24 protein-coding genes and 1 tRNA gene are annotated in these 22,954 nt (G+C 65.4%); 17 read left to right on the top strand and 8 right to left on the bottom strand.

Annotation, left to right across the window (positions count from 1 at the left end; genetic code table 11):
* Positions 1-31: 31 nt before the first annotated feature.
* Complete coding sequence (locus BI347_RS03255; RefSeq protein WP_071111247.1) at positions 32-901, bottom strand: LysR family transcriptional regulator; 870 nt, start codon at positions 899-901, stop codon at positions 32-34.
* Positions 902-1,015: 114 nt separating this feature from the next.
* Here BI347_RS03255 and BI347_RS03250 point away from each other — a divergent pair, with 114 nt between their 5' ends.
* Complete coding sequence (locus BI347_RS03250) at positions 1,016-2,041, top strand: YeiH family protein (RefSeq protein ID WP_071115289.1); 1,026 nt, start codon at positions 1,016-1,018, stop codon at positions 2,039-2,041.
* Positions 2,042-2,264: 223 nt separating this feature from the next.
* The gene (locus tag BI347_RS03245; protein ID WP_204377994.1) at positions 2,265-2,597 is read left to right on the top strand and encodes a cupin domain-containing protein; all 333 of its coding nucleotides are present in this window, start codon (positions 2,265-2,267) and stop codon (positions 2,595-2,597) included.
* A gap of 69 nt (positions 2,598-2,666) precedes the next feature.
* Here BI347_RS03245 and BI347_RS03240 read toward each other — a convergent pair whose 3' ends face one another.
* Complete coding sequence (locus BI347_RS03240) at positions 2,667-2,855, bottom strand: YbdD/YjiX family protein (protein WP_071111249.1); 189 nt, start codon at positions 2,853-2,855, stop codon at positions 2,667-2,669.
* Entirely contained in the window at positions 2,848-4,917 is a 2,070-nt protein-coding gene (locus BI347_RS03235; RefSeq protein WP_071115288.1) for a carbon starvation CstA family protein, read from the bottom strand. The genes BI347_RS03240 and BI347_RS03235 overlap by 8 nt, the downstream gene beginning before the upstream one ends.
* A gap of 178 nt (positions 4,918-5,095) precedes the next feature.
* Here BI347_RS03235 and BI347_RS03230 point away from each other — a divergent pair, with 178 nt between their 5' ends.
* From BI347_RS03230 to BI347_RS03170, 13 genes are all read left to right on the top strand, one after another.
* A complete protein-coding gene (locus tag BI347_RS03230; RefSeq protein WP_071111251.1) occupies positions 5,096-5,812 on the top strand; it encodes a winged helix-turn-helix domain-containing protein in 717 nt (238 codons plus the stop codon).
* 3 nt (positions 5,813-5,815) lie between these two features.
* The gene (locus BI347_RS03225; RefSeq protein ID WP_071111252.1) at positions 5,816-7,168 is read left to right on the top strand and encodes an ATP-binding protein; all 1,353 of its coding nucleotides are present in this window, start codon (positions 5,816-5,818) and stop codon (positions 7,166-7,168) included.
* Positions 7,169-7,266: 98 nt separating this feature from the next.
* Positions 7,267-8,085 carry an alpha/beta hydrolase gene (locus tag BI347_RS03220; RefSeq protein WP_071111253.1) on the top strand — a complete coding sequence of 273 codons (819 nt, stop codon included), beginning with the start codon at positions 7,267-7,269 and terminating at the stop codon, positions 8,083-8,085.
* A 79-nt stretch (positions 8,086-8,164) separates the two neighbouring features.
* Entirely contained in the window at positions 8,165-8,632 is a 468-nt protein-coding gene (locus BI347_RS03215) for a hypothetical protein (protein ID WP_139167168.1), read from the top strand.
* A 114-nt stretch (positions 8,633-8,746) separates the two neighbouring features.
* The gene (gene hemF, locus BI347_RS03210; protein ID WP_071115286.1) at positions 8,747-9,655 is read left to right on the top strand and encodes an oxygen-dependent coproporphyrinogen oxidase; all 909 of its coding nucleotides are present in this window, start codon (positions 8,747-8,749) and stop codon (positions 9,653-9,655) included.
* A gap of 98 nt (positions 9,656-9,753) precedes the next feature.
* Positions 9,754-11,412, top strand: coding sequence for a glycosyltransferase family 39 protein (locus BI347_RS03205; protein WP_071115285.1), 1,659 nt, complete (start codon positions 9,754-9,756; stop codon positions 11,410-11,412).
* A 67-nt stretch (positions 11,413-11,479) separates the two neighbouring features.
* Positions 11,480-11,851 carry an SMR family transporter gene (locus tag BI347_RS03200; protein ID WP_071111257.1) on the top strand — a complete coding sequence of 124 codons (372 nt, stop codon included), beginning with the start codon at positions 11,480-11,482 and terminating at the stop codon, positions 11,849-11,851.
* Positions 11,852-11,869: 18 nt separating this feature from the next.
* Positions 11,870-12,994, top strand: a complete 1,125-nt coding sequence (locus tag BI347_RS03195; RefSeq protein ID WP_071115284.1) for a DegT/DnrJ/EryC1/StrS family aminotransferase — start codon at positions 11,870-11,872, stop codon at positions 12,992-12,994.
* 5 nt (positions 12,995-12,999) lie between these two features.
* Positions 13,000-13,947 carry a glycosyltransferase gene (locus BI347_RS03190; protein ID WP_071111259.1) on the top strand — a complete coding sequence of 316 codons (948 nt, stop codon included), beginning with the start codon at positions 13,000-13,002 and terminating at the stop codon, positions 13,945-13,947.
* Positions 13,944-14,867, top strand: a complete 924-nt coding sequence (locus BI347_RS03185; RefSeq protein ID WP_071115283.1) for a formyltransferase — start codon at positions 13,944-13,946, stop codon at positions 14,865-14,867. Before BI347_RS03190 ends, BI347_RS03185 begins: the two co-directional genes overlap by 4 nt.
* Positions 14,868-14,910: 43 nt before the next feature.
* Positions 14,911-15,954 carry a bifunctional UDP-4-keto-pentose/UDP-xylose synthase gene (locus BI347_RS03180; protein WP_071115282.1) on the top strand — a complete coding sequence of 348 codons (1,044 nt, stop codon included), beginning with the start codon at positions 14,911-14,913 and terminating at the stop codon, positions 15,952-15,954.
* A 362-nt stretch (positions 15,955-16,316) separates the two neighbouring features.
* Positions 16,317-16,883, top strand: coding sequence for a GrpB family protein (locus BI347_RS03175; RefSeq protein WP_158020713.1), 567 nt, complete (start codon positions 16,317-16,319; stop codon positions 16,881-16,883).
* A gap of 13 nt (positions 16,884-16,896) precedes the next feature.
* Positions 16,897-17,796, top strand: a complete 900-nt coding sequence (locus tag BI347_RS03170; protein WP_071115281.1) for a 4-deoxy-4-formamido-L-arabinose-phosphoundecaprenol deformylase — start codon at positions 16,897-16,899, stop codon at positions 17,794-17,796.
* 77 nt (positions 17,797-17,873) lie between these two features.
* Here BI347_RS03170 and BI347_RS03165 read toward each other — a convergent pair whose 3' ends face one another.
* Positions 17,874-18,887, bottom strand: a complete 1,014-nt coding sequence (locus BI347_RS03165; RefSeq protein WP_071111264.1) for a nucleoid-associated protein — start codon at positions 18,885-18,887, stop codon at positions 17,874-17,876.
* A gap of 61 nt (positions 18,888-18,948) precedes the next feature.
* A complete protein-coding gene (locus tag BI347_RS03160) occupies positions 18,949-19,830 on the bottom strand; it encodes a LysR family transcriptional regulator (RefSeq protein WP_071111265.1) in 882 nt (293 codons plus the stop codon).
* 118 nt (positions 19,831-19,948) lie between these two features.
* Here BI347_RS03160 and BI347_RS03155 point away from each other — a divergent pair, with 118 nt between their 5' ends.
* Positions 19,949-21,091, top strand: a complete 1,143-nt coding sequence (locus BI347_RS03155) for an S-(hydroxymethyl)glutathione dehydrogenase/class III alcohol dehydrogenase (RefSeq protein WP_071115280.1) — start codon at positions 19,949-19,951, stop codon at positions 21,089-21,091.
* 2 nt (positions 21,092-21,093) lie between these two features.
* Positions 21,094-21,924, top strand: a complete 831-nt coding sequence (gene fghA / locus BI347_RS03150; protein WP_071112024.1) for an S-formylglutathione hydrolase — start codon at positions 21,094-21,096, stop codon at positions 21,922-21,924.
* A gap of 52 nt (positions 21,925-21,976) precedes the next feature.
* Here the strand turns inward: fghA and BI347_RS03145 are convergent.
* The 3 genes from BI347_RS03145 to BI347_RS03140 all read right to left on the bottom strand — a co-directional run bounded on the left by BI347_RS03145 (position 21,977) and on the right by BI347_RS03140 (position 22,704).
* Positions 21,977-22,062 (bottom strand) — tRNA-Tyr (locus tag BI347_RS03145).
* A gap of 117 nt (positions 22,063-22,179) precedes the next feature.
* The gene (locus BI347_RS23425; protein WP_158020711.1) at positions 22,180-22,353 is read right to left on the bottom strand and encodes a glutathione S-transferase C-terminal domain-containing protein; all 174 of its coding nucleotides are present in this window, start codon (positions 22,351-22,353) and stop codon (positions 22,180-22,182) included.
* A 60-nt stretch (positions 22,354-22,413) separates the two neighbouring features.
* Positions 22,414-22,704 carry a glutathione S-transferase family protein gene (locus BI347_RS03140; RefSeq protein ID WP_071115279.1) on the bottom strand — a complete coding sequence of 97 codons (291 nt, stop codon included), beginning with the start codon at positions 22,702-22,704 and terminating at the stop codon, positions 22,414-22,416.
* Positions 22,705-22,954 lie beyond the last annotated feature (250 nt).

Genomic DNA, 22,954 nt, shown 5'->3' with positions numbered 1-22,954 from the left:
CGGGCGAGGGCCTTGCGGCCCCGCCCGTTTTTCATCGCAGCTGGCCGCCGAACGCCGCCATGCCGCGGCTGACCGCCTTGTCGCGGTGCTGTATCCGGTACAGGATGCGCGTCAGCGCCGGCAAGTCGGCGTCCACCTCGACGACGACGCCCGCCGCCAGCAGGTCGGCCACCACGTGGCGCGACAGGCAGCTGACGCCCAGGCCCGCCGCCACCGCGTGCTTGATCGCCTCGGAATGGCCCAGCTCCATGCTGATGGCCAGCCGCATCAAGTGCGGCAGCAGCACCCGCTCCACCTCCTCGCGCGTGCCGGAGCCGGCTTCGCGCAATATCCATTCGGCCTCGGCCAGTTCCGCCGCCGCCACCTTGCGCCCGGCCAGCGGATGGCCGGCGCCGACGAACACGAGCAATTCGTCCTGCCGCCAAGCGCTGGCCAGCAGCTCCGGATGGTGGCACGGGCCTTCTATCAGGCCGAAATCGACGCGGAAGGCCGCCACCGCCTCGACGATGTCGCGGGTATTGGCCACCTCCAGCTCCAGCCGCGCCCGCGGCCAATCCTTCCGGAATGCCGCCAGCAGCGGCGGCAGCAGATAGTTGGCGATGGTGGTGCTGGCGCCTATCCGCAGCGCCAGCGCGTCGCCCGCGAACAAGCCTTGCACGTCGGCGGCGGCGTCCAGCAATGCGCGGGCGCGCGGCAACAGCAGGCGGCCATGCTCATTGATCAGCAGCCGCCGCCCCACCCGGTCGAACAACTTCGCCCCCAGGCCCTGCTCCAGCTTGTCCAGCGCCTGGCTGGCGGCGGACTGGGTCAAGGCCAACCGGTTCGCCGCGCGCGTCACGGTATCCAGTTCCGCCACCGCCACGAATACTTCCAGTTCGCGCAGGCTGATATGCAGGCTCATTGCGCCCTCCATCGACAATTAATCATTTTTACTACTGATATCTATTAATTTTATCTGTTTTTCTACTGACATACAGTGGCGTATCTTGGTCATATACCGAAGAGGCATTAACTTATGACCAAATATCGCAACCTGATTCCCGGCCTGCTGCTGGCCCTGGGCCTGGCCGGCGCCGCCATCTGGGCCGCCGACATGCCGGCGATGAAAAACCTGGGCTTCTCCGCGCTCACCATCGCCATCGTCGGCGGCATGATCATCGGCAACACCGTCTATCGCTTCATCGCCGACCCCAGCCACCACGGCATCGCCTTTTCCAAGCAGAAGCTGCTGCGCGCCGGCATCATCCTGTTCGGCTTCAAGCTGACCTTCCAGGACATCGCGGCGGTAGGCTTCTCCGGCGTATTGATAGACGCGCTGGTGCTGACTTCCACCTTCTTCCTGGCTTTCTGGGTCGGCCGCAGGAAACTGGGGCTGGACGAGCAGAGCGTGATCCTGATCGGCGCCGGCAGTTCGATCTGCGGCGCGGCGGCGGTGCTGGCCACCGAACCGGTGCTGAAGGCTCACGCCGAGAAAGTGGCGGTGGCGGTGGCCACCGTGGTGGTGTTCGGCACCGCGGCGATGTTCTTGTGGCCGATAATGTACGAGGCGGTGCGCTACCTGGGAATTTCCGAATTCAGCTACGGCCTGTTCGCCGGCTCCACCATCCATGAAGTGGCGCAGGCGGTGGCCGCCGGCAAATCGGTCAGCGACGCGGCGATGAACACTGCGGTGATCACCAAGATGATACGGGTCATGATGCTGGCGCCCTTCCTGATCGCGCTGTCCGGCTGGCTGGCGAAGAAGCACCGCGGCGACAGCCATGAGAAGACCGGCATCACCATCCCCTGGTTCGCCGTCGCCTTCCTCGGCGTGGCCGGCTTCAACTCCTTCAATCTGCTGCCGCACGCGCTGCTGAACCAGGTCATCGCGCTGGACAACCTGCTGCTGGCCGCGGCGATGGGCGCGCTGGGCATCACCACCCATGTCTCGGCCATCCGCCAGGCCGGCGCCAAACCGCTGCTGCTCGCCAGCGTGCTGTTCGGCTGGCTGATAATAGGCGGCGCGCTGATCAATATGGGCGTGATGACCGTACTGCGCTAAGTCGCCGCCGCACTCGCCAGCCCACGGGATCACAAGCCTGCGCAACGTCTTTGCCCCGCTTGGCTCTTGGCAGCGCCATCGCTTTCGTCGACCAAGGAGAAAACCAATGAAATCGTCCCCCGTTCTTGCGCTGCGCCTCGCCGCCGCGCTATGGCTATGCGCTCCGCTGGCCCTGGCCGCCAAACCGCAGCCGACCGCGGGAGCGTAGCTGGTACGCGCCCAGGTGCTGCTCAAAAGCAGCGCCTCCTGGGATGGTAAGGCTTACGCCGCCTATCCTGCCGGCAAACCGGAACTCACCCTGCTCAGAATCACCATTCCGCCGCACACCAGCCTGCCTTGGCATACCCACCCCATGCCCAACGCCGCGTACGTGCTGTCCGGCTCCCTGGTCCTGGAGAGAAAAGCGGACGGTCTGACCAAGCATTTGCACGCTGGCGACACGCTGCCCGAAATGGTGGGGGAGGCGCATCGCGGCGTCACCGGCGATCAAGCGGTGGAGTTACTGGTTTTCTACGCCGGCACGCCCGGCATGGCGCTCAGCCATCAGGCCGATTGAGCCTGCCTCAAGAGAAAAGCCGCCCGGCATCGCCGGGCGGCTTTTCACATCGCCACTCCCGCGCTCAACTCAGCACGGGCACTTTTTCATCGACTTGCCGCCGTAGCGCTCGTCCTGGCAATAGCGGAAAAACGCTTCGCGGCTCATCACCTTGGCGTCCGGGTTGCAACGCCGCCGACTGAGCAAGTAGGCGTCATAATCCTTGACCCCCACCATCAGCCGCGCCGTTTTCACCCACGCCTGCCACCATTCAGCCATTGGCACCTCCCTCCTGCCGGTAGACTGCCGGCACTTCCTTGGCCGTCACCCATTTCACCGCCAACGACCTGCGAATCACCTGGATGCCGAACACCAGCATGGACAGCACCACCAGCATGAACATCGCCGTCAGCGTGGCGTCCACATAATCATTGAAGATGATCTGCTGCATTTGCGCCATGCTTTTCGCCGGCGCCAGCAGCTCGCCATTGGCCGCGGCGGCGGCGAACTTGTCGGCGTGGGTGAGGAAGCTGATCTTGGGGCTGGGGTCGAACAACTTCTGCCATCCCGCCACCAGCGTGGCGATCAGCAGCCAGGCGGTGGGAACCGCGGTCACCCACACGTAGCGCGTCTTCTGCATCTTCACCAGCACCACGGTAGCCAGCATCAGCGCGATGCCGGCCAGCATCTGGTTGGCGATGCCGAACAGCGGCCACAGCGTGTTGATGCCGCCCAGCGGATCGACCACGCCCTGGTACAGGAAGTAACCCCAGGCAGAAACAGCCAAGCCGGTGGCGACAAAGTTGGCCACCCACGACTCAGTATTGGCCATCGGCTTGACGAAGAAGCCGAGCAGATCCTGGATCATGAAGCGCAGCACCCGGGTGCCGGCGTCCACCGTGGTGAGGATGAACAGCGCCTCGAACAGGATGGCGAAGTGGTACCAGAACGCCATCATGGTCTTGCCGCCTATCACGCCGGACAGGATGTGCGCCATGCCCACCGCCAGCGTCGGCGCGCCGCCGGCGCGCGACAGGATGGTGTGCTCGCCGACATCCGTCGCCAGCTGGGTCAGCATGTCGGGCGTGACGACGAAGCCCCAGCCGGAAATCGCCTGGGCGGCATCGGCCGCGGTCTTGCCTATCAGCGCCGCCGGGCTGTTCATCGCGAAGTAGACGCCCGGGTCCAGCACGCAGGCGGCGATCAGCGCCATGATGGCAACGAAGCTTTCCACCAGCATCGCGCCGTAGCCTATCAGCCGCGCCTGCTTTTCATTTTCTATCAGCTTGGGCGTGGTGCCCGACGCCACCAGCGCATGGAAGCCCGACACCGAGCCGCAGGCGATGGTGATGAACAGGAAGGGGAACAGGTTGCCGGCGAACACCGGCCCGCTGCCGTCGACAAAGCGGGTGATCGACGGCATGTGCAGCTGCGGCGCCACGATCAGGATGCCGATTGCCAGGCCGACGATGGTGCCGATTTTCAGGAAGGTGGACAGGTAGTCGCGCGGCGCCAGCAGCAACCACACCGGCAGCACCGAGGCGATGAAGCCGTAGCCTATCAGCGCCCAGGCCAGCGTGGTGCCGGACAGCGTGAACAGCGGCGCCAGCGCGGGGCTCCTGGCCACGTCGCCGCCATAGACAATGGCCAGCATCAACAGGATGAAGCCCAGCACCGACACCTCGCCGATCTTGCCCGGCCGGATGAAGCGGGTGTAGACGCCCATGAACAGCGCGATCGGAATGGTGCAGGCGATGGTGAACGTTCCCCACGGGCTGCCGGCCAGCGCTTTCACCACCACCAGCGCCAGCACCGCCAGCAGGATCACCATGATCATCAGCACGCCTACGGAGGCGATGACGCCGGGAATGTCGCCCAGCTCCTGGCGTATCATCTCGCCCAGCGACTTGCCGTCGCGGCGCATGGACAGGAACAGCACCATGAAGTCCTGCACCGCGCCGGCCAGCATCACGCCGACCAGTATCCACAGCGTGCCGGGTAGATAGCCCATCTGCGCGGCCAGCACCGGGCCCACCAGCGGGCCGGCGCCGGCGATGGCGGCGAAGTGGTGGCCGAACACCACCCATTTGTTGGTGGGCACGTAATCGAGCCCGTCGTTGAACTTCTCGGCCGGCGTCAGCCGGCGCGCGTCCAGCTCCAGCACCTTGTCGGCGATGAAGCGGCTGTAGAAGCGGTAGGCGATGGCATACACTGACAAGGCCGCCACCACCAGCCATACCGCATTGATCGTCTCGCCCCGGTTCAGCGCCATCATGGCGAAGGCGGTAGCCCCCGCCAGCGCCACCAGCAGCCAGACGACACACTGCTTGAGTTGTTGCATAAGGAAGTTCCTGTTCTCTATCTCCCCCAGCTCACTTGATCGGCAGCCCATCTGCCGGTCTGCATCCGGGTGTGGTTCTACATTATTGATTCTGTCGGCATGGGCGGTGAAACACAAGCCTGTCAGCCATTCAGCCGCGTGTTACTATTTTTGCCCGATGAATCGGAATACGTACGCAATGGCACAACACATTCTCATCGTGGAAGACGATGCCAGGCTGGCCGAGCTGATCGCCGCCTACCTGACCAAGCACGGCTACCAAGTCAGCCTGCACGGCCGCGGCGACACCGCGCCGGCGGCCATCCTGGACAGCCGGCCCGACCTGGTGGTGCTGGACGTGATGCTGCCGGGCAAGGAAGGCTTCGATGTCTGCCGCGACGTGCGCCCGCACTACAGCGGCCGCATCCTGATGATGACCGCGCGCGACGAGGACGTTGACGAGATACTGGGCCTGGAGCTGGGCGCCGACGACTACCTGGCCAAGCCGGTGGAGCCGCGCCGCCTGCTGGCGCGCATCCGCGCGCTGCTACGCCGCAACAGCAGCGGCGGGCGCCAGGACGGCAGCGGCGTCCAAACCGAAAGCGATGGCATCATCTTCGGCCAGTTCAGCATCAGCCAGGGCACGCGCGAGGCGCTGCTGGGCGACGAGCAGATCGAGCTGACCACAGCCGAATTCGACCTGTTGTGGCTGCTGGCCACCCACGCCGGCCAGGTGCTGTCGCGCGACGACATCATGAGCGAGCTGCGCGGCATAGGCTTCGACGGACTGGACCGCTCGATTGACGCCCGCATCTCGCGGCTGCGCCGCAAGCTGGGCGACAACCCCGATGCGCCGGCGCGGATCAAGACCGTGCGCGGCAAGGGTTACCTGTTCTCGCGCAGCGACTGGGAATAAACGATGCCGTCGAAGACTATGCGCGGCTGGTTCAAACCGTCGCTGGGCACGCTGTTCGCCCGCTACTTCCTGGCCACCATGCTGGTGCAGCTGTTGATCATCATCGGCTTCGGCTTCCTGGTGACCAAGCTGTACGAGAAAAGCGACCAGGTCAGCAAGCTCGAATTCATGAACGGCACCATCTCGCTGCTGCGCGACCGCCTGCAGGCGCAGCCGCAGCAGAACTGGGACGCCCAACTGGCAGCCATCGCCCGCAGCTTCAGCTATCCGCTGAAGCTGGTCGATCAGTTGCCGACCGAACTGGAGCGCGACGCCCGCCCGCTGCTGCGGCAAGGCAAACCCTATCTGGACGGCGACAACCAGCTGCTGTACGCGCCGATGCCCGCCAGCAAGCGCTTGCTGGCGCTGGGGCCGCTGGACGTGCAGTCCAGCGACAGCAACTGGATCAGCGAAGACATAGAGGTGCTGCTGATCTGGATGCTGCTGTCCGGCAGCACGCTGGGCACCCTGCTCTACTTCAGCCTGCAGCCGTTGTGGAAAGACCTGCTGGAAGTGCGCCGCACCGCCGAGGTGTTCGCCGAGGGCGATTTCAGCGCCCGCGCCCGCACCGCCAAAAGCCGGCTGTTCGCGCCGCTGCCGCTGGCCTTCAACAGCATGGCCTCGCGGCTGGAGCGGCAACTGGAGACGCGACAGGCGCTGTCGCACGCCATCGCCCATGAAATCCGCACCCCGATCGCCCGGCTGCGCTTCGGCCTGACCATGCTGGAGGAGGAGGAAGATGCGGCCGAATGGCAGCGCTACCGCGACGGCATGGAGCGCGACCTGCAGGAGCTGGAAGAGCTGATCAGCACCAGCATGGAGTTCGCCAAGCTCAAGCGCAGCGAAGTGCCGCTGCACCTGGAAACCATAGACCTGTTCGACTGGTTCGACGACCTGATCGACCTGGTCACCCCGCTGAAGCCGCCGGGCCTGGAGCTGACGCTGGACTGCGCGCGCGAAGACGGCGCCTTCGACCGCAAACTGATGTACATCGCCACCCGCAACCTGCTGCTCAACGCTTTCAAATATGCGCACCGGCAAGTGCGGATGCAGGTCTATCACCAGGGATCGCAGCTGATCATCGAAGTGGACGACGACGGCTGCGGCATCCCCGAGGAAGACCGCGAGAAGGTCTTCGAGCCCTTCCTCAGGCTGGACCGCAGCCGCGACCGCGCCACCGGCGGCCACGGCCTGGGCCTGTCCTTCGTCCGGCTGATCGCCGAACACCATCTGGGCCACGCCAGCGCCGGGGCCAGCAAGCTGGGCGGCGCCCGTTTCCGCATGATCATTGCGCAACCGGATGCACGCCAGCAATAAGTCACTCACCGTCACAAAGCGCCGACAGGAAGCCAACAGACCCTTGTCGTCGCCTTGCGGATAATGCAGGCTATCAACACATTAAGGATTATTGCGAAATGGTTTCCTCACGACCGGCGGCACTGCTGGTGCATGGCCTGGGTGGTACCGCCTACGATCTGGGCGCACTAGGCCGCACACTGGAAGATGCCGATATTGTCACCCACTCCCCGGTTCTGCCCGGCCATGGTGGCAGTCCGGAAGATTTGCTCGGCGTAGGCTGGGAAGAGTGGGTGGAAAGCATTCGCAATGAATACCGCGCGCTGAAGGCCAAGCACAAGGTGGTGCATCTGGCCGGCGTGTGCCTGGGCGGACTGGTGGCGCTGGAAGTGGCTCGCCGCGAAAAGCATCAGGACCGGCTGGCGCTGTACGCGCCGCCGATGTTCCTGGACGGCTGGAGCCTGCCCAAGCTAACCTGGCTGCGACACGCGGTCTACCATGTACCGGGTCTGGCCAAGAAGATGCGCGTGCCGGAAGTGTCGCCGTTCGGCATCAAGAACGCCCGCATCCGCAAAGCCATCCAGCAGCGCTTCGAGCGCGGCGACCGATTCCACTACGCCTACATTCCACTGATGTGCATCCGCGAAGTGGACCGCCTGCGCCGCCAACTGATGCCGCGCCTGGCGGAAATCACCTGTCCGACGCTGATCGTCCACGCCGACGAGGACGACATCACCAGCCCGCGCTCCGCCCACTATCTGATGCAATACCTGGGCGGCCCGGTGGACTTCATGCCGCTGTCCAACAGCTACCATATGGTGATGGTGGACAACGAGCGCGCCGAAGTGCTGCAGCGCAGCCTCAAGTTCTTCAACAGCCACGCCCGCCCGCAAAGCGCGGAACAGCCTTATGGCTGGACAGCCTTCGCCGCCGCCTGAACGGTTTTCTCCCCGCCGCGCGCCCCCGCCTGCCATCCGCAGGCGGTTTTGCTTTCCGCCCTCCCAGATCCCCAGTCGCATGCCAGATCAGTCGGCGATACCGAAGGTACCCAGTTGCAAAACAACAGGGCTGGCGGCACCCGTTGGGAAATTGGCGCCGGCTACCGCATCAACTCCTAATCTGGCAACTGAACTGTCCTACGCCGACTTCGGCAAGATGCAGGGCGGCATTCCCTCCGATGAAGGCACGATCACTCGGTTGCTGTCTCTGCGCGCCGAGCGCTTGGCTGTACTCGGCATCATTCCGGTGTCGGACAACCTGGAAGTGTGTGGCAAGCTCAGCCTCAAGGGCAACGGCCTAGAGGGCCCGAATACCAGTAACGCCAAAGCCGGCGTCGGCTTCGGCGCCAGCTACGCCATCGACAAGAATCTGCCCATGCGCGGCGAATGCGAATACATCCCCGCCCGCTACCAGGCAGGAGACGATGCCGGTCTGAAAACCAACGGCATCAATCGGTTCAAGGCCGGCCTCAGCTACCTCTTCTAAGCCGCCGCCTTCTCTGACTCAGCCCGCTTCGGCGGGCTTTGCCTTTTTCAGCTGCCAAACAGCCTACCGCGGTCTGGTACAATCGAGGTTTTGCTACCCGCAGGGACCCCACGCATGAGCCACCCGCACAGCGACGCCGTAAAAGCCTTCCTGCTGGACCTGCAAGACCGCATCTGCGCCGCGCTGGAGCAAAGCGACGGCAAGGCCCGCTTCGTCGAGGACGCATGGCAGCGCGAAGCTGGCGGCGGCGGCCGCAGCCGGGTGCTGATCGAGGGCGCGGTGTTCGAGCAGGCCGGCGTCAACTTCTCCCACGTCCACGGCGAGGCGCTGCCGGCGTCCGCCAGCGCGCACCGGCCGGAGCTGGCCGGCCGCCGCTTCGAGGCGATGGGAGTATCGCTGGTGATCCACCCGACCAATCCGCACATCCCCACCAGCCACGCCAATGTGCGTTTCTTCATCGCCGAAAAAGACGGCGAGGCGCCGGTATGGTGGTTCGGCGGCGGCTTCGACCTGACGCCCTACTACCCGGTGGCGGAAGACGCGGTGCACTGGCACACGGTGGCGCGCGACCTGTGCGCGCCGTTCGGCGCCGAGGTCTACCCGCAGTACAAGAAATGGTGCGACGAGTATTTCTTCCTCAAGCACAGGGGCGAAGCGCGCGGCATAGGCGGCCTGTTCTTCGATGACCTCAACGCCTGGGGCTTCGAGCGGAGCTTCGCCTTCATGCAGGCGGTGGGCGACGGCTACCTCGACGCCTACCTGCCCATCGTGGCAAAGCGCCGCGATACCGCCTGGGGCCAGCGCGAGCGCCAGTTCCAGCTCTACCGCCGCGGCCGCTACGTGGAGTTCAACCTGGTGTGGGACCGCGGCACCCTGTTCGGCCTGCAGTCCGGCGGCCGCACCGAATCCATCCTGATGTCGATGCCGCCGCTGGCGCGCTGGGAGTACGGCTACCAGCCGGAAGCCGGCAGCCCGGAAGACAAGCTGTACACCGACTTCCTGCCGGCCCGCGACTGGCTGTGAGCCGGCTCCGGTTACAAAGCGCCAACGTACAGCGCCGGCCAGATCGGTTATGCTAGTCAGTTGGCTTGAACCAACAACTCTCACCGCCCAAATTTCCGATGCGCACATCCTCCGGCTCCGCCACCGCCCTGCCACGGGCCCTGGAACCCGCCCTGTGGCTGCTGTTCGCCCTGGTCTGGTTCGGCTCGCTCGGCTACCGCGGCCTGATCCACGCCGATGAAGGCCGCTACGCGACGATCTCGCTGTTCATGCTGCACAGCGGCGACTGGATCACCCCGCGCCTGAACGGCCTCTTGTATTTCGAGAAGCCCATCCTGCAATACTGGATGGGGGCGGCAAGCTTCGCCGCCTTCGGCGTCAACGATTTCGCCGCCCGCTTCTGGCCCGGCCTCACCGGCTTCCTCACCGTGGCGCTCACCGCCTTCACCGCTCGCCGGCTATGGGGCGTGGAAACCGGCCGCTACGCCGCGCTGGCCGCCGGCAGCTGCGCCTGGATCGTCGCCAACAGCCATTTCCTGTCGCTGGACATGGGCGTCAGCTTTTTCCTCGCCGCCGCGCTGTGCGGCTTCCTGCTGGCGCAACGCGACGGCGCCAGCCCGCGCGACGCCCGCAACTGGATGTGGCTCACCTGGGCGGCGATGGCCGGTGCCACGCTCAGCAAGGGCCTGATCGGCCTGCTGATTCCCGGCGCCACCCTGGTGCTGTACAGCCTGCTCAACTGGCAATGGGCGTTCTGGAAACGCATGCACTGGCTCAGCGGCCTGGCTCTGTTCTTCGCGCTCACCGCGCCGTGGTTCGTGCTGGTTTCAGAGCGCAATCCGACCTTCGCCCACTTCTTCTTCATCCGCGAACACTTCGAGCGCTTTCTCACCACCGAGCACAAGCGCACCGGCGCGCCCTGGTATTTCGTGCCCTATCTGCTGATAGGCCTGCTGCCGTGGACCACGCTGCTGCCGCGCATCGTCAAGGAAGGCTGGGCCGACCGCGCCGCCGGCCTGCGCGTCGGCCGGCTGCTGCTGATCTGGAGCGTGTTCATCTTCGCCTTCTTCAGCAAGTCCAGCTCCAAGCTGCCGTCCTACATCCTGCCGCTGTTCCCGGCGCTGGCGCTGCTGCTGGCCCACAGCTTCACCCGGATGGCGCCGGCGGCGCTGAAAAAACACCTGCTGCTGCCGGCGCTGCTGTGGCTGGCGCTGCTGGCGGCCTGGCCCTTCGTCGGCCGCTTCGCCAGCGTCGATTCGCCGCTGGAGGTGCTGCAGCCGTTCGCGCATTTCATCGCCGCCGGCGCCGCCGTGTTCCTGCTGGGCGCGGCCTATGCCTGGTTCGCGCTCTCGCGCGGCAAAATGCTGGCCGCGGTGGCCGCGCTGTCTTTCGCCAGCCTCGCCGCCGTCACCCTGGCCGCCTGCGGCCACGACAGCTACGGCCGCCTGAAGGGCAGCAAGGAGATCGTCGCGCAGATCCAGCCCTATCTGACGCCGGACAGCGCGGTATTCTCCGTCCGCTATTACGATCAGACCTTCCCGTATTACGTGGGCCGGCCGGTGACGCTGGTGGATTTCGTCGACGAGTTCGAGTTCGGCGAAGGCCAGGAACCGCAGCGCTGGCTGCCGCAGCTGGCGCAGTTCCCCGCGCGCTGGCTGGCGGCGCCCAGGGCGGTGGCGATGCTGACCGACGACACCTACCAGCTGCTGAAACGCCAGGGGCTGCCGATGAAGGTGATCTACCAGGACCCGCGCCGCAAGGTGGTGGCCAAGCCCTAGAACACTCCCGAAGGGAGAGGGAAATGTCCCGCGCCGCCTGCGCGCGGGCGAAATTGGAAATGGATGCATGAAGCTGATTGAATTCGGATTGATACTGTTCGGCGTGCTGCTCAACGCCGCCGCGCAGCTGTGCTTGAAGGCCGGGGTGCGCCAGATCGGCCACTTCGATTTTTCCGCCGCCAACGCGCTGCCGATAGGCTGGTCGCTGGCCACCAACCTGCCCATCATCGGCGGCCTGTCCTGCTACGCGGTCAGCGTGGTGGTTTGGATCATGGCGCTGTCGCGGGTGGAGGTCAGCGTCGCCTACCCGATGCTGTCGATCGGCTACGTGGTCAACGCCATGCTGGCATACTGGATGTTCGGCGAGGCCCTCACCGCGCAGAAGCTGATCGGCATCGCCGTCATCATCGTCGGCGTAGTGCTGGTGGCGCGCAGCTGATTTTTGCAAGGACCTGTGATGGATTTTCTGCCGTTTACCCGTCCCCACATCGATGAGGACACCATCGCCGCCGTCGGCGACGTGCTGCGCTCCGGCTGGATCACCACCGGCCCCCGCTGCCAGCAGCTGGAAGCCGAATTGTCCGCCTTTTGCGGCGGCCGCCCGGTGCGGCTGGTATCGTCCGCCACCGCCGCGCTGGAAATGGCGCTGCTGGTGGCCGGCGTCGGCCCCGGCGACGAGGTGATCACCTGCCCGCTGAGCTGGGTGGCCACCGCCAATGTGATCCTGAAAGTGGGCGCCACCCCGGTGTTCGTAGACGCCGACCCGGCCACCCGCAACCTCGACCTGGACAAAGTGGAAGCCGCGATCACGCCGCGCACCCGCGCGCTGATCCCGGTGGACCTGGCCGGCCTGCCGGTGGACCGCGAGCGGTTATACGCCATCGCCGGCAAGCACGGCCTGCGGGTGGTGGAAGACGCCGCCCAGTCCATGGGCGCCAGCTGGAAAGGCAAGAACATAGGCAACGGCGGCGACCTGGTGTCGTTCAGCTTCCACGCCAACAAGAACATGACCAGCGGCGAAGGCGGCTGCCTGGTGCTGAACAACGCCGACGAGGCGCGGCTGTTCGAAAAGCTGCGGCTGCAGGGCGTCACCCGCCTGCCAGACGGCACCATGGACGTCGACGTGCTGGGCGGCAAGGCCAATATGACCGACATCGCCGCCACCATCGGCCTGGGACAGCTAAAGCAGCTGGCCGGCTTCAACGCCCGCCGCCGCCAGCTGGCCCAGCTATACTTCCAGCATTTCGACCGCGAGCTGGGCTGCGATCTGCCGCCGGCCGACTTTGAACAATCCAACTGGCACATGTTCCAGCCGCTGCTGCCGCTGGAGCGGATGAGCGTGGACCGCGGCGAATTCATCGCCCGTATGAAGGCGCAGGGAATAAGCGTGGGCGTGCACTACCCGGCAATGCACCTGTTCACCCTGTTCCGCCAGCGCGGCCACCGAGAAGGCGAGTTCCCGGTCGCCGAGGACATCGGACAGCGCACCGTCACCTTGCCGCTATTCCCTGCGATGCGCGACGAGGACGTGCTCCGCGTCTGCAAAACCGTCAGCGCCGTGCTGCGTCCTGTTTTAAGCTGAGACTCATGAATACAAGCATCCATCTTTCCGTTGTCATCCCGGTCTACAACGAACAGGACGTGCTGCAGGCGCTGTTCGACCGGCTGTATCCGGCGCTGGACGCGCTGAACATCGGCTACGAGATCGTGTTCATCAACGACGGCAGCCGCGACAAGAGCGTGGCCATGCTGTCGGAACAGTTCAAGCTCCGCCCCGACGTCACCCGCGTGGTACTGTTCAACGGCAACTTCGGCCAGCACCGCGCCATCCTGGCCGGCTTCGAGCACAGCCGCGGCGAGCGGGTGGTGACGCTGGACGCCGACCTGCAAAACCCACCGGAAGACATCAAGCTGCTGCTGGATGAAATGGACAAGGGCCACGACTACGTCGGCTCCATCCGCCGCCAGCGCAACGACAGCCTGTGGCGCCACGTCGCCAGCCGGGCGATGAACCATCTGCGCGAGAAGCTCACCCGCATCAAGATGACCGACCAGGGCTGCATGATGCGCGCCTACAGCCGCCGCATCATCGACACCATCAACCAGTGCAACGAGCTGCACACCTTCATCCCGGCGCTGGCCTACCAGTTCGCGCAGAACCCCACCGAGGTGACCGTAGGCCACGAAGAGCGCTTCGCCGGCGAGTCCAAGTACTCGCTGTACAGCCTGATCCGGCTGAACTTCGACCTGATGACCGGTTTTTCGCTGGTGCCGCTGCAGCTGTTCTCGCTGTTGGGCATGCTGATCTCGGCCGGCTCCGGCCTGCTGGTGGCCTATATGGTATTGCGCCGGCTGATCATAGGCCCGGAAGAAGGCGGACTGTTCACGCTGTTCGCCATCGCCTTCTTCCTGATCGGCATCGCGCTGTTCGGCATCGGCCTGCTGGGCGAGTACATCGGCCGCATCTACCAGGAAGTGCGCGCCCGCCCGCGCTACGTGATACAGGCGGTATTGGAAAAAAAGGACCTGCGATGAGCCGCGCCGTCGTCTTCGCCTACCACAACGTCGGCGTGCGCTGCCTGAAGGCGCTGATCGGCCGCGGCGTGGACGTGGCGCTGGTGGTGACCCACCAGGACAACCCGAACGAAAACATCTGGTTCCAGAGCGTGGCGCAAACCGCGCGCGACTACGGCATCCCGGCGATCACCCCGGACGACCCCAACGCGCCGGACGTGGTGGAACAGGTCAAGGCCTGCCAGGCCGACTTCCTGTTCTCCTTCTACTACCGCCACATGCTCAAAGCGCCGCTGCTGGAAGCGGTGAATCGCGGGGCCTACAATATGCACGGCTCGCTGCTGCCCAAGTACCGCGGCCGGGTGCCGATCAACTGGGCGGTGATCCACGGCGAAACCGAAACCGGCGCCACCCTGCACCAGATGAACGTCAAGCCGGACAACGGCCCCGTCGTCGACCAGATGGCGGTGCCCATCCTGCCGGACGACAGCGCCGACGAAGTGTTCGCCAAGGTGACGGTGGCGGCGGAGATGGTGCTGTGGCGCAGCCTGCCCGGCCTGATCGCCGGCACCGCTGCGCACGCCATGCAGGACCTGAGCCAGGGCGCCTACTTCGGCGGCCGCAAGCCGGAAGACGGCCGCATCGACGCCCGGGCCGGCGCGGCGCAACTACACAATTTCGTGCGCGCGCTGACCCTTCCCTTCCCCGGCGCCTTCGCCGACACCCGCGCCGGCCGCCTGCTATTGTGGAAGACCTTGCAGGCCGGTCGGACCACTCCGGCCGCCGCCGCCGAGCTCTACCTAGAAGCCGGCCGGCTGTGGCTGCGCGCCGCCGACGGCGGACGCCTGGCGGTGCTGCAGGCCGAACTGGCCGGGCAAGCGCTCGGCGCCGAAAACTTTGCCGCGCTTGCCGGCGGCGACGCGCTGCCGCTGAGCCTTTAAACAAAATTTGATTATTCCGCCTGCGGGCGAGTGAGGACATCCAATGAAAAAAGTACTGATCCTGGGCGTGAACGGCTTCATCGGCCACCACCTGACCAAACGCATCATCGAGACCACCGACTGGCACATCTACGGCATGGACATGCACGATGACCGCGTGGCCGAATGGAAAGACCACCCGCGCTTCCATTTCTTCGAAGGCGACATCACCATCAACAAGGAATGGATCGAGTACCACGTCAAAAAATGCGACGTGGTGCTGCCGCTGGTGGCCATCGCCACCCCGTCCACCTACGTCAACAACCCGCTGCGTGTGTTCGAGCTGGACTTCGAGGCCAACCTGCCCATCGTCCGCCAATGCGTAGAGTACAAGAAACATCTGGTGTTCCCGTCCACCTCGGAAGTCTACGGCATGTGCCACGACGACGAGTTCGACCCGGAAAACTCCGAGCTGATCTGCGGCCCGATCAACAAGCCGCGCTGGATCTACTCCTGCTCCAAACAGCTGATGGACCGCGTCATCCACGCCTACGGCATGGAACAGGACCTGAACTACACCCTGTTCCGCCCGTTCAACTGGATAGGCGGCGGCCTGGACAACATCAACACGCCAAAGGAAGGCTCCAGCCGCGTGATCACCCAGTTCCTGGGCCATATCGTCCGCGGCGAAACCATCAAGCTGGTTGATGGCGGCCACCAGAAGCGCGCCTTCACCTATGTGGACGACGGCATCGCCGCGCTGATGAAGATCATCGAAAACAAGGACGGCAAGGCCTCCGGCCAGATCTACAACATCGGCAACCCGGCCAACAACTACTCGATCCGCGAGCTGTCGCAAATGATGGTGGACCTGGCCCGCGTCTATCCGGAATACCAGCTCAACGCCGACAAGGTGAAAGTGGAGGAAACCACTTCCGGCGCCTACTACGGCAAGGGCTACCAGGACGTGCAGAACCGCGTGCCCAAGATCAGCAACACCATGGCCGATCTGGACTGGAAGCCGACCGTGACCATGGCCGACGCCTTGCGCGGCATCTACGACTACTACCGCGACCAGGTGGCCGCCAGCCGCGACCTGTCGGTGTAATCTGTCCGAAGAAACCTCTCCGCTCATGCTGTGCGCCGCATAGCGAGCGGCTGATCGGCAGCCGTCCCATCTCCCTTCGGCCCGTGCCGGTGGAACAGTGTTGGGCCAGGAGCCTTTAAGCCGCCGTTTTTTTGATCGGCGGCGCCTGGCACAAGACTGTTCCGCCGGGGTTTCTCGGGCCGCGGGGGTCGCCTGGGATCGCAAAGGGGCTGGCGAGACAGCTCCTTTGCCCGTGCTGGCGGGCGGAACCGCCGTGAAAATCATCGTCCGCGCTGCGGACTCCATCGCTTTGCGCCATCGAATGCAAAACCGTTTGCCCTAGAGAAATGATATCCTCGCTTTGAAGGATGCTCCCATTTCACATGCCCGACATCATCTTTCTCGCCCCCTATTCCCCAGCCTGGCCTGCGCGCTTCCAGACCGAACGCCGGCGTCTCCTGTCGGCTCTAGCCCCGCTGGCCGACGCCTGCCGGATCGAGCACATAGGCAGCACCGCCGTGCCCGGCCTTGCCGCCAAACCCATCATCGACATCATGCTGGGCCTGCCGGCACTAGCAGGCATCAAGCCCCGCATCCCAGCATTGCTCGCGGCGGGTTTTCACCATCAGCCGCAGATGGCCGCCGCCATGCCGGACCGGCATTACTTCACCCGTCCCGCCCAACCGCCGCGCCAGGTCCACTTGCACGCAGTGGCGCTGGACAGCGCCTTCTGGCGCGACAAGCTGGCCTTTCCCGACGCCTTGCGCGCCGATGGCCATCTCGCCGCCGAATACGAGGCATTGAAGCGGAAACTGGCGCAAAGCATGGGCGGACACCGCCTACACCGACGCCAAGAGCGCGTTTATCGCCTCCGTGTTGGCGATGACAGCCGGAAAACCGCACGGCAAGCCCGCAACACGGTAAACTCGCCAGCGATTCCGAACACTTGAACTTGCCAGAACAATGAAAAAACTCGCCCTGAAGATAGACGTCGACACCTGGCGCGGCACCCGCGAAGGCGTGCCCAGGCTGGTGGAGATGCTCCAGCGTCGCCAGGCGAACGCCACCTTCCTGTTCAGCCTGGGGCCGGACCACACCGGCCGCGCCATCAAGCGCGTGTTCCGTCCCGGCTTCCTGTCCAAGGTGTCGCGCACCTCGGTGGTGGAACACTACGGCATCCGCACCCTGCTGTACGGCACCGTGCTGCCGGGCCCCGACATCGGCCGGCGCGAGGCCGCGCTGCTGCGCTCGGTCCGCGACGCCGGCTTCGAAGTGGGCATCCATTGCTGGGACCACATCAAATGGCAGGACCATGTGGCGGAAGAAGACGCGGTGTGGACCCGCGCCGAAATGCACAAGGCCGCGCGCCGCTTCCAGCAGATTTTCGGCGAGCCGCCGCGCACCCACGGCGCCGCCGGCTGGCAGATCAACGACGCCGCGCTGGCCTACCAGCAGGAGTTGGGCATGCTGTACGCGTCCGACGGCCGCGGCACCCACCCGTTCCAGCCGGTGGACGCCGCCGGCCGCAGCCTGGGCGTGCCGCAGCTGCCCACCACGCTGCCGACGCTGGACGAGCTGATAGGCCTGAACGGCCTCACCAACGACAATGTGCACGAGCACCTGCTGGCACTGACCGAGACCGCGCCGGACAGCGGCCATGTCTACACACTGCACGCCGAGCTGGAAGGCATGCGCCTGGCCGAGACTTTCGACCGCTTGCTGCAGGGCTGGCAGGCCCAGGGCTACCAGTTGGTCAGCTGCCTGGACATCTTCAACGACCTGGATCGCGCCTCCCTGCCCAATGGCCGGGTGGTGATGGGCGAAATCCCCGGCCGCAGCGGCACCCTGGCCTTGCAGGCCTGAGCCGTTCCCGCCATGACAAAACCCGCCATCCGGCGGGTTTTGTCATTCTGCTGGCCCAGCGGGAAACCGGCGCCGCCTCAGCCGTCGCGCTTGTTGAGGAACAGCGTCAGGCTGAGGCCGCCTTCGCCGTCGTTGACCGACTGGATGTTCTTCAAGGTGATGCCGGAAGGCAGCAGCACGCTGATGCCGTGGCCGACGCCGTAGCGCGACAGCGTCTTTTCCAGCTGCTTGGCCATGCCCTTGGCCGGCAGCCGCGCCTCGTCGTCCAGCTCGAAGCCGTAGGATTCGGCGGCGCTGCCCAGCGCCTCCTCCACCTGGGCCCGCGGCACGAAGCGCTCGGCGGCGTCGGTCAGCGACTTGGCCGCCACCTCTTCCTGCTGGCTCTCCACCAGCGTCAACAGCTCGTCCTTGAAGCGCGCCTGCTCCATCGGGTCCTCGATCTCGCCGCTCAACTGCTCCACCACGCTGGCCAGCATCTTGCTGCTGGAAGCCTTGTCCGGCACCCGCAGCGCCTTGAGGAAATCGTCCAGCCAGAACTTGGCCTCGCGGCTGAGACGGTCCACCGCGTAGACGGTGGGACCGTGCTCCAGGATCAGCGCGCCCTTGTCTATCAGCCGCGGATTGATGCCGGAGGCGTGGCTGATGTCGAACACGCCGGCGCCGTCGATGATGGTGAGGAAGTCGTCGCGGATTTCCGACTTGAACACCCCTAGCGCGCGCTCCTCGCGCTCGCCGTCCCCCAGGCCGGAAAACTCGATGATCAGCAGATCGCCGGCGCTGATGTTGGGATGCTGCGAGCGGCCGTACAGATGCTTGGCGATGCGCTGCGACACCGCCAGGAAATCGATCTCGCCGCGGAAGAACTGGCGGGTGTAGTGGTAGATCTCGTTCAGGTTGAGATCGGTCTCGTGGACGAACTGGTGCTTCTTGCGGTCGGATACTATGCCCTTCAGGTAGCCGTCCAGCAGCAGGCCGGACACCGCCTCGTCCACCGAGGTGGTGCGTTCGGACAGCTGCAAGGGCTCGCCGCGCGTCGGGTTGCCCACCCGGTGCACCACCATGCATTCCACTCTCGATTCCGCTATCACCATCGCCATTGCTCCACAAAAGAATGGGCGATTATTGTCGCCGCCCGCCGCCTTGGCAAGGACTCTATGGCTGGACGGAAGACAAGGCCTCCGCCAGGAAATCCACCAGCAGCCGCACCTTGGGGCTGAGCTGGCGGTTGTGCGGATACAGCGCCCAGATGCCCTCCTCCGGCTCGGCGTAGTCGGCCAGCACCTCGCGCAGCGCGCCGCTCTCAAGGTGCGCCGCCACGTAGTAGTCCGGCAGCTGCACCAAGCCCATGCCGCGCAGCGCGGCGTCGGCCAGCACCTGGGCATTGTTGCAGCGCAGCGGCCCCTGCACCCGCACCGTCTGGCGGCGGCCGCCCTGTTGCAGATGCCAGCTGTCCTGGCCCAGCAGCAGGCAGGCGTGGCCGGCCAGGTCCCCCGGCCGCTGCGGCGCGCCGTGGCGGGCAAGGTAGGCCGGCGCGGCGCAGATGTGGTGGCGGCGCTGCGACAGCTTGCGCGCCATCAGCGAGGAATCGGACAGATGGCCGATGCGGATGGCCAGGTCGTAGCCCTCGTGCACCAGGTCCTGCAACTGGTTGGACAGATTGAGGCCGACCTCCAGCTGCGGATAGCGCTGCATGAAATCCAACAGCAAGGGCGCGATGTGGCTCTGGCCATAGGCCAGCGGCGCGGTCAGCTTGAGCTTGCCCTGCGGCGCCGCCTGCAGCCGCGACACCGCCTGCTCGGCGTCGGCCAGCGACTCCAGCAACTGGCGGCAGTGGGTCAGGTACAAGCCTCCGGCCTCGGTCAGGCTCAGCTGGCGGGTGGTGCGGTACAGCAGCTTGGCCCCCAGCCGCGCCTCCAGCTGGCTGATCTGGCGGCTGACCTGCGCCACCGAAATCCCCAGCTGCCGCGCCGCCCGGGTGAAGCTGCCGCTGTCGGCCACCGCGACGAATTCATGAATGCCTTCCCAGCCGGCCATTGTTTCTCCACAGAAAAAATCATTTACCGATTTGGCCGATTATGAATGCCCAAGAGAAAAATACAATGGCCGATTGCGCGGCGATACCGCCTATCATCATTCAGAAGAGGAACCCCGCATGAGCCAGAACGTCATCCGCTGCAAGGCCGCCGTGGCCTGGGCCGCAGGCCAGCCCTTGAGCATCGAACAAATAGAAGTGCAAGCGCCCAAGGCCGGCGAGGTGCGGGTGAAGCTGGTGGCCACCGGCGTCTGCCACACCGACGCCTTCACGCTGTCCGGCGAAGACCCGGAAGGCATCTTCCCCTGCATCCTGGGCCACGAGGGCGGCGGCGTCGTGGAATCGGTGGGCGCGGGCGTCACCAGCGTGGCGGTGGGCGACCACGTGATTCCGCTGTACACGCCTGAGTGCGGCGAGTGCAAGTTCTGCCAGTCCGGCAAGACCAATCTGTGCCAGAAGATACGCGCGACGCAGGGCAAGGGCCTGATGCCCGACGGCACCACCCGCTTCTCCAAGGACGGCCAGCCCATCTACCACTACATGGGCACCTCCACCTTCAGCGAATACACGGTGCTGCCGGAAATCTCGCTGGCCAGGGTCAACCCGGCCGCGCCGCTGGAAGAGGTATGCCTGTTGGGCTGCGGCGTCACCACCGGCATGGGCGCGGTGGTGAACACCGCCAAAGTGCAGCCGGGCGACAGCGTCGCCATCTTCGGCCTGGGCGGCATCGGGCTGTCCGCCATCATAGGCGCGCGCATGGCAGGCGCCGGCCGCATCATCGGCATCGACATCAACGAGAGCAAATTCGAGCTGGCGAAAAAGCTAGGGGCCACCGATTGCGTCAACCCGAGCGACTTCGGCAAGCCGATCCAGGACGTGATCGTGGAAATGACCGACGGCGGCGTCGACTTCTCCTTCGAGTGCATAGGCAACGTCAAGGTGATGCGCGCGGCGCTGGAATGCTGCCACAAGGGCTGGGGCGAATCGGTGATCATAGGCGTGGCCGGCGCCGGCCAGGAAATCGCCACCCGGCCGTTCCAGCTGGTCACCGGCCGGGTCTGGCGCGGCAGCGCCTTCGGCGGCGTGCGCGGCCGCTCCGAGCTGCCCACCTATGTGGAACGCTATCTGCAAGGCGAATTCCAGCTGGACGACTTCATCACCCACACCATGCCGCTGGAGCAGGTGAACGAGGCGTTCGAGCTGATGCACCAGGGCAAGAGCATACGCTCGGTGATCCACTACCGCGCGAAGGAGCAGGCTTGAGTCTGGAAAAGATCAGCGACAACCTGGCCTTCGGCGGCCGCCAGCAACAGTGGCGGCACCAGTCGGCCGCGCTAGGCTGCGCGATGCGCTTCGGCGTCTATCTGCCGCCGGCGGCGGCGCAGCACAAGCTGCCGTGGCTGCTGTGGCTGTCCGGCCTGACCTGCAGCGACGAGAACTTCAGCCACAAGGCCGGCGCGCAAAGAGTGGCGGCGGAGCTGGGCATCGCGCTGGTGATGCCGGACACCAGCCCGCGCGGCGAAGAGGCGGCGGACGATCCGGCCTACGACCTGGGCCAGGGCGCCGGCTTCTACCTCAACGCCACGCAGGCGCCGTGGAGCCGCCACTACCGGATGTACGACTACGTGACGCAGGAGCTGCCGGCGCTGCTGCGCGGCCAGTTCCCGCTCAACGGCCGCGTCGCCGTCGCCGGCCATTCGATGGGCGGCCACGGCGCGCTGGTATGCGCGCTGAAGCGGCCGCAGGACTACGTGTCGGTGTCGGCCTTCAGCCCGATCTGCCATCCGGTCAAGGCGCCGTGGGGCCGCAAGGCGTTCGCCGCCTATCTGGGAGACGACGAAACCCGCTGGCGGGAATGGGACGCCAGCCTGCTGCTGGCCGAACGCGGCAGCCCGCTGCCGATCCGGGTGGACATCGGCCTGGCCGACCCCTTCCTGGCCGAGCAGCTGCAGCCGGACGCGCTGCAGAAGGCGGCGCGCGAGAGCGACAGCCGCCTGGAACTGCACCGCCACGCCGGCTACGACCACAGCTACTACTTCGTCGCCAGCTTCATCGAGGCGCAGCTGCGCTTCCACGCCCGCCATCTGCTGGCCTGAGCGGCGCGCAGACGCAAAAAAGCCAGGCATCGCGCCTGGCTTTTTCTGTATCTGGTGGAGGGAGAAGGATTCGAACCTTCGAAGGCTGAGCCGCCGGATTTACAGTCCGGACCCGTTGACCGCTGGGGTAACCCCTCCAAGAGCTGCGCATTTTATTAGCCGGTGCCGCCGCCGTCAAGCGGCTCAAGGCAGTTTCGCCGCCTGCAGATAGGCCGGCCGCGACAGGCAGCGCCGTAGCCAATCATGCACACGCGGTCACGTCTCCGGCTCGCATCCGGCCAGGCTGTTGATCACCCCCGCCACGTTCAGGTCCGCCGCGCTGAACGCCTCGCCCAGCAGATAGGGCCGCTCGCGCAAGGCAAGCTCCAGCCGCCCCAGCGGCTTTTGCAGATCCCGCTCCGCCTGGCGCCGCGCCGCGTTATTACGCAATGCGGCCGGCAGCCACAGGCTGTGCTCGGCCCAGCGCGCCTACGCGTCCTCCAATGCCGACTACGCCCAAAACGACCACTGCAAGGCCAAAGCCTGCCGCTGTTCATCCTGCGGCCACAGCCGCGGTTCCCGCCCCGCCAGGTAGAGGTTGATCGCCAGCGATTCGGCCAGCACGAAATCACCGTCCTTCAAGGCCGGAATAGTGCCGGCCGGATTCAGGGCCAAATAGTCCGCGTCCTGGCCGCAACGTTGCCAGTCCAACGGGTGGTGGACGAAGTCCAGCTCAAGTTCGCAAGCCATCCACAGCACGCGCAAGGTGCGGGAATGGACAGTGCCATAGATTTCCAACATTCAGACCACCCTGGCTCCACTCAAAGCGCGAGAATACCAATGGGATTGCCATGCGGGTGGCATTGCAGATGCAAGCCAATCGATAACTACGCTCATCCCCCGCGCCAACCATTCAGCCCACACTATTCACACGGCATTAATTGCAGCGTTTTCCGCTAAGAGCAAGTACGGCGCAGCAGGCTTAGGACATCATGCCGGTCGCATTACATGTCAAACCACTCGCCGCCAAGACCACACCATGCGGAAAACC

Origin of the sequence: Chromobacterium sphagni (assembly GCF_001855575.1) — a bacterium.
GTDB lineage: Bacteria > Pseudomonadota > Gammaproteobacteria > Burkholderiales > Chromobacteriaceae > Chromobacterium > Chromobacterium sphagni.
This window is presented reverse-complemented; position numbering and strand designations above follow the sequence as displayed.

Coding starts and splice junctions, on each gene's coding strand:
- BI347_RS03220 (WP_071111253.1), top strand. CDS start 7,267: ATGGTTTCCTCACGACCGGCGGCACTGCTGGTGCATGGCCTGGGTGGT.
- BI347_RS03240 (WP_071111249.1), bottom strand. CDS start 2,855: ATGGCTGAATGGTGGCAGGCGTGGGTGAAAACGGCGCGGCTGATGGTG.
- BI347_RS03140 (WP_071115279.1), bottom strand. CDS start 22,704: ATGTTGGAAATCTATGGCACTGTCCATTCCCGCACCTTGCGCGTGCTG.
- BI347_RS03195 (WP_071115284.1), top strand. CDS start 11,870: ATGGATTTTCTGCCGTTTACCCGTCCCCACATCGATGAGGACACCATC.
- BI347_RS03235 (WP_071115288.1), bottom strand. CDS start 4,917: ATGCAACAACTCAAGCAGTGTGTCGTCTGGCTGCTGGTGGCGCTGGCG.
- BI347_RS03205 (WP_071115285.1), top strand. CDS start 9,754: ATGCGCACATCCTCCGGCTCCGCCACCGCCCTGCCACGGGCCCTGGAA.
- BI347_RS03250 (WP_071115289.1), top strand. CDS start 1,016: ATGACCAAATATCGCAACCTGATTCCCGGCCTGCTGCTGGCCCTGGGC.
- BI347_RS03180 (WP_071115282.1), top strand. CDS start 14,911: ATGAAAAAAGTACTGATCCTGGGCGTGAACGGCTTCATCGGCCACCAC.
- BI347_RS03230 (WP_071111251.1), top strand. CDS start 5,096: ATGGCACAACACATTCTCATCGTGGAAGACGATGCCAGGCTGGCCGAG.
- BI347_RS03215 (WP_139167168.1), top strand. CDS start 8,165: ATGCCAGATCAGTCGGCGATACCGAAGGTACCCAGTTGCAAAACAACA.
- BI347_RS03155 (WP_071115280.1), top strand. CDS start 19,949: ATGAGCCAGAACGTCATCCGCTGCAAGGCCGCCGTGGCCTGGGCCGCA.
- BI347_RS03170 (WP_071115281.1), top strand. CDS start 16,897: ATGAAAAAACTCGCCCTGAAGATAGACGTCGACACCTGGCGCGGCACC.
- BI347_RS03190 (WP_071111259.1), top strand. CDS start 13,000: ATGAATACAAGCATCCATCTTTCCGTTGTCATCCCGGTCTACAACGAA.
- BI347_RS03175 (WP_158020713.1), top strand. CDS start 16,317: ATGCCCGACATCATCTTTCTCGCCCCCTATTCCCCAGCCTGGCCTGCG.
- BI347_RS03165 (WP_071111264.1), bottom strand. CDS start 18,887: ATGGTGATAGCGGAATCGAGAGTGGAATGCATGGTGGTGCACCGGGTG.
- hemF (WP_071115286.1), top strand. CDS start 8,747: ATGAGCCACCCGCACAGCGACGCCGTAAAAGCCTTCCTGCTGGACCTG.
- BI347_RS03225 (WP_071111252.1), top strand. CDS start 5,816: ATGCCGTCGAAGACTATGCGCGGCTGGTTCAAACCGTCGCTGGGCACG.
- BI347_RS03185 (WP_071115283.1), top strand. CDS start 13,944: ATGAGCCGCGCCGTCGTCTTCGCCTACCACAACGTCGGCGTGCGCTGC.
- BI347_RS03200 (WP_071111257.1), top strand. CDS start 11,480: ATGAAGCTGATTGAATTCGGATTGATACTGTTCGGCGTGCTGCTCAAC.
- BI347_RS03255 (WP_071111247.1), bottom strand. CDS start 901: ATGAGCCTGCATATCAGCCTGCGCGAACTGGAAGTATTCGTGGCGGTG.
- BI347_RS03160 (WP_071111265.1), bottom strand. CDS start 19,830: ATGGCCGGCTGGGAAGGCATTCATGAATTCGTCGCGGTGGCCGACAGC.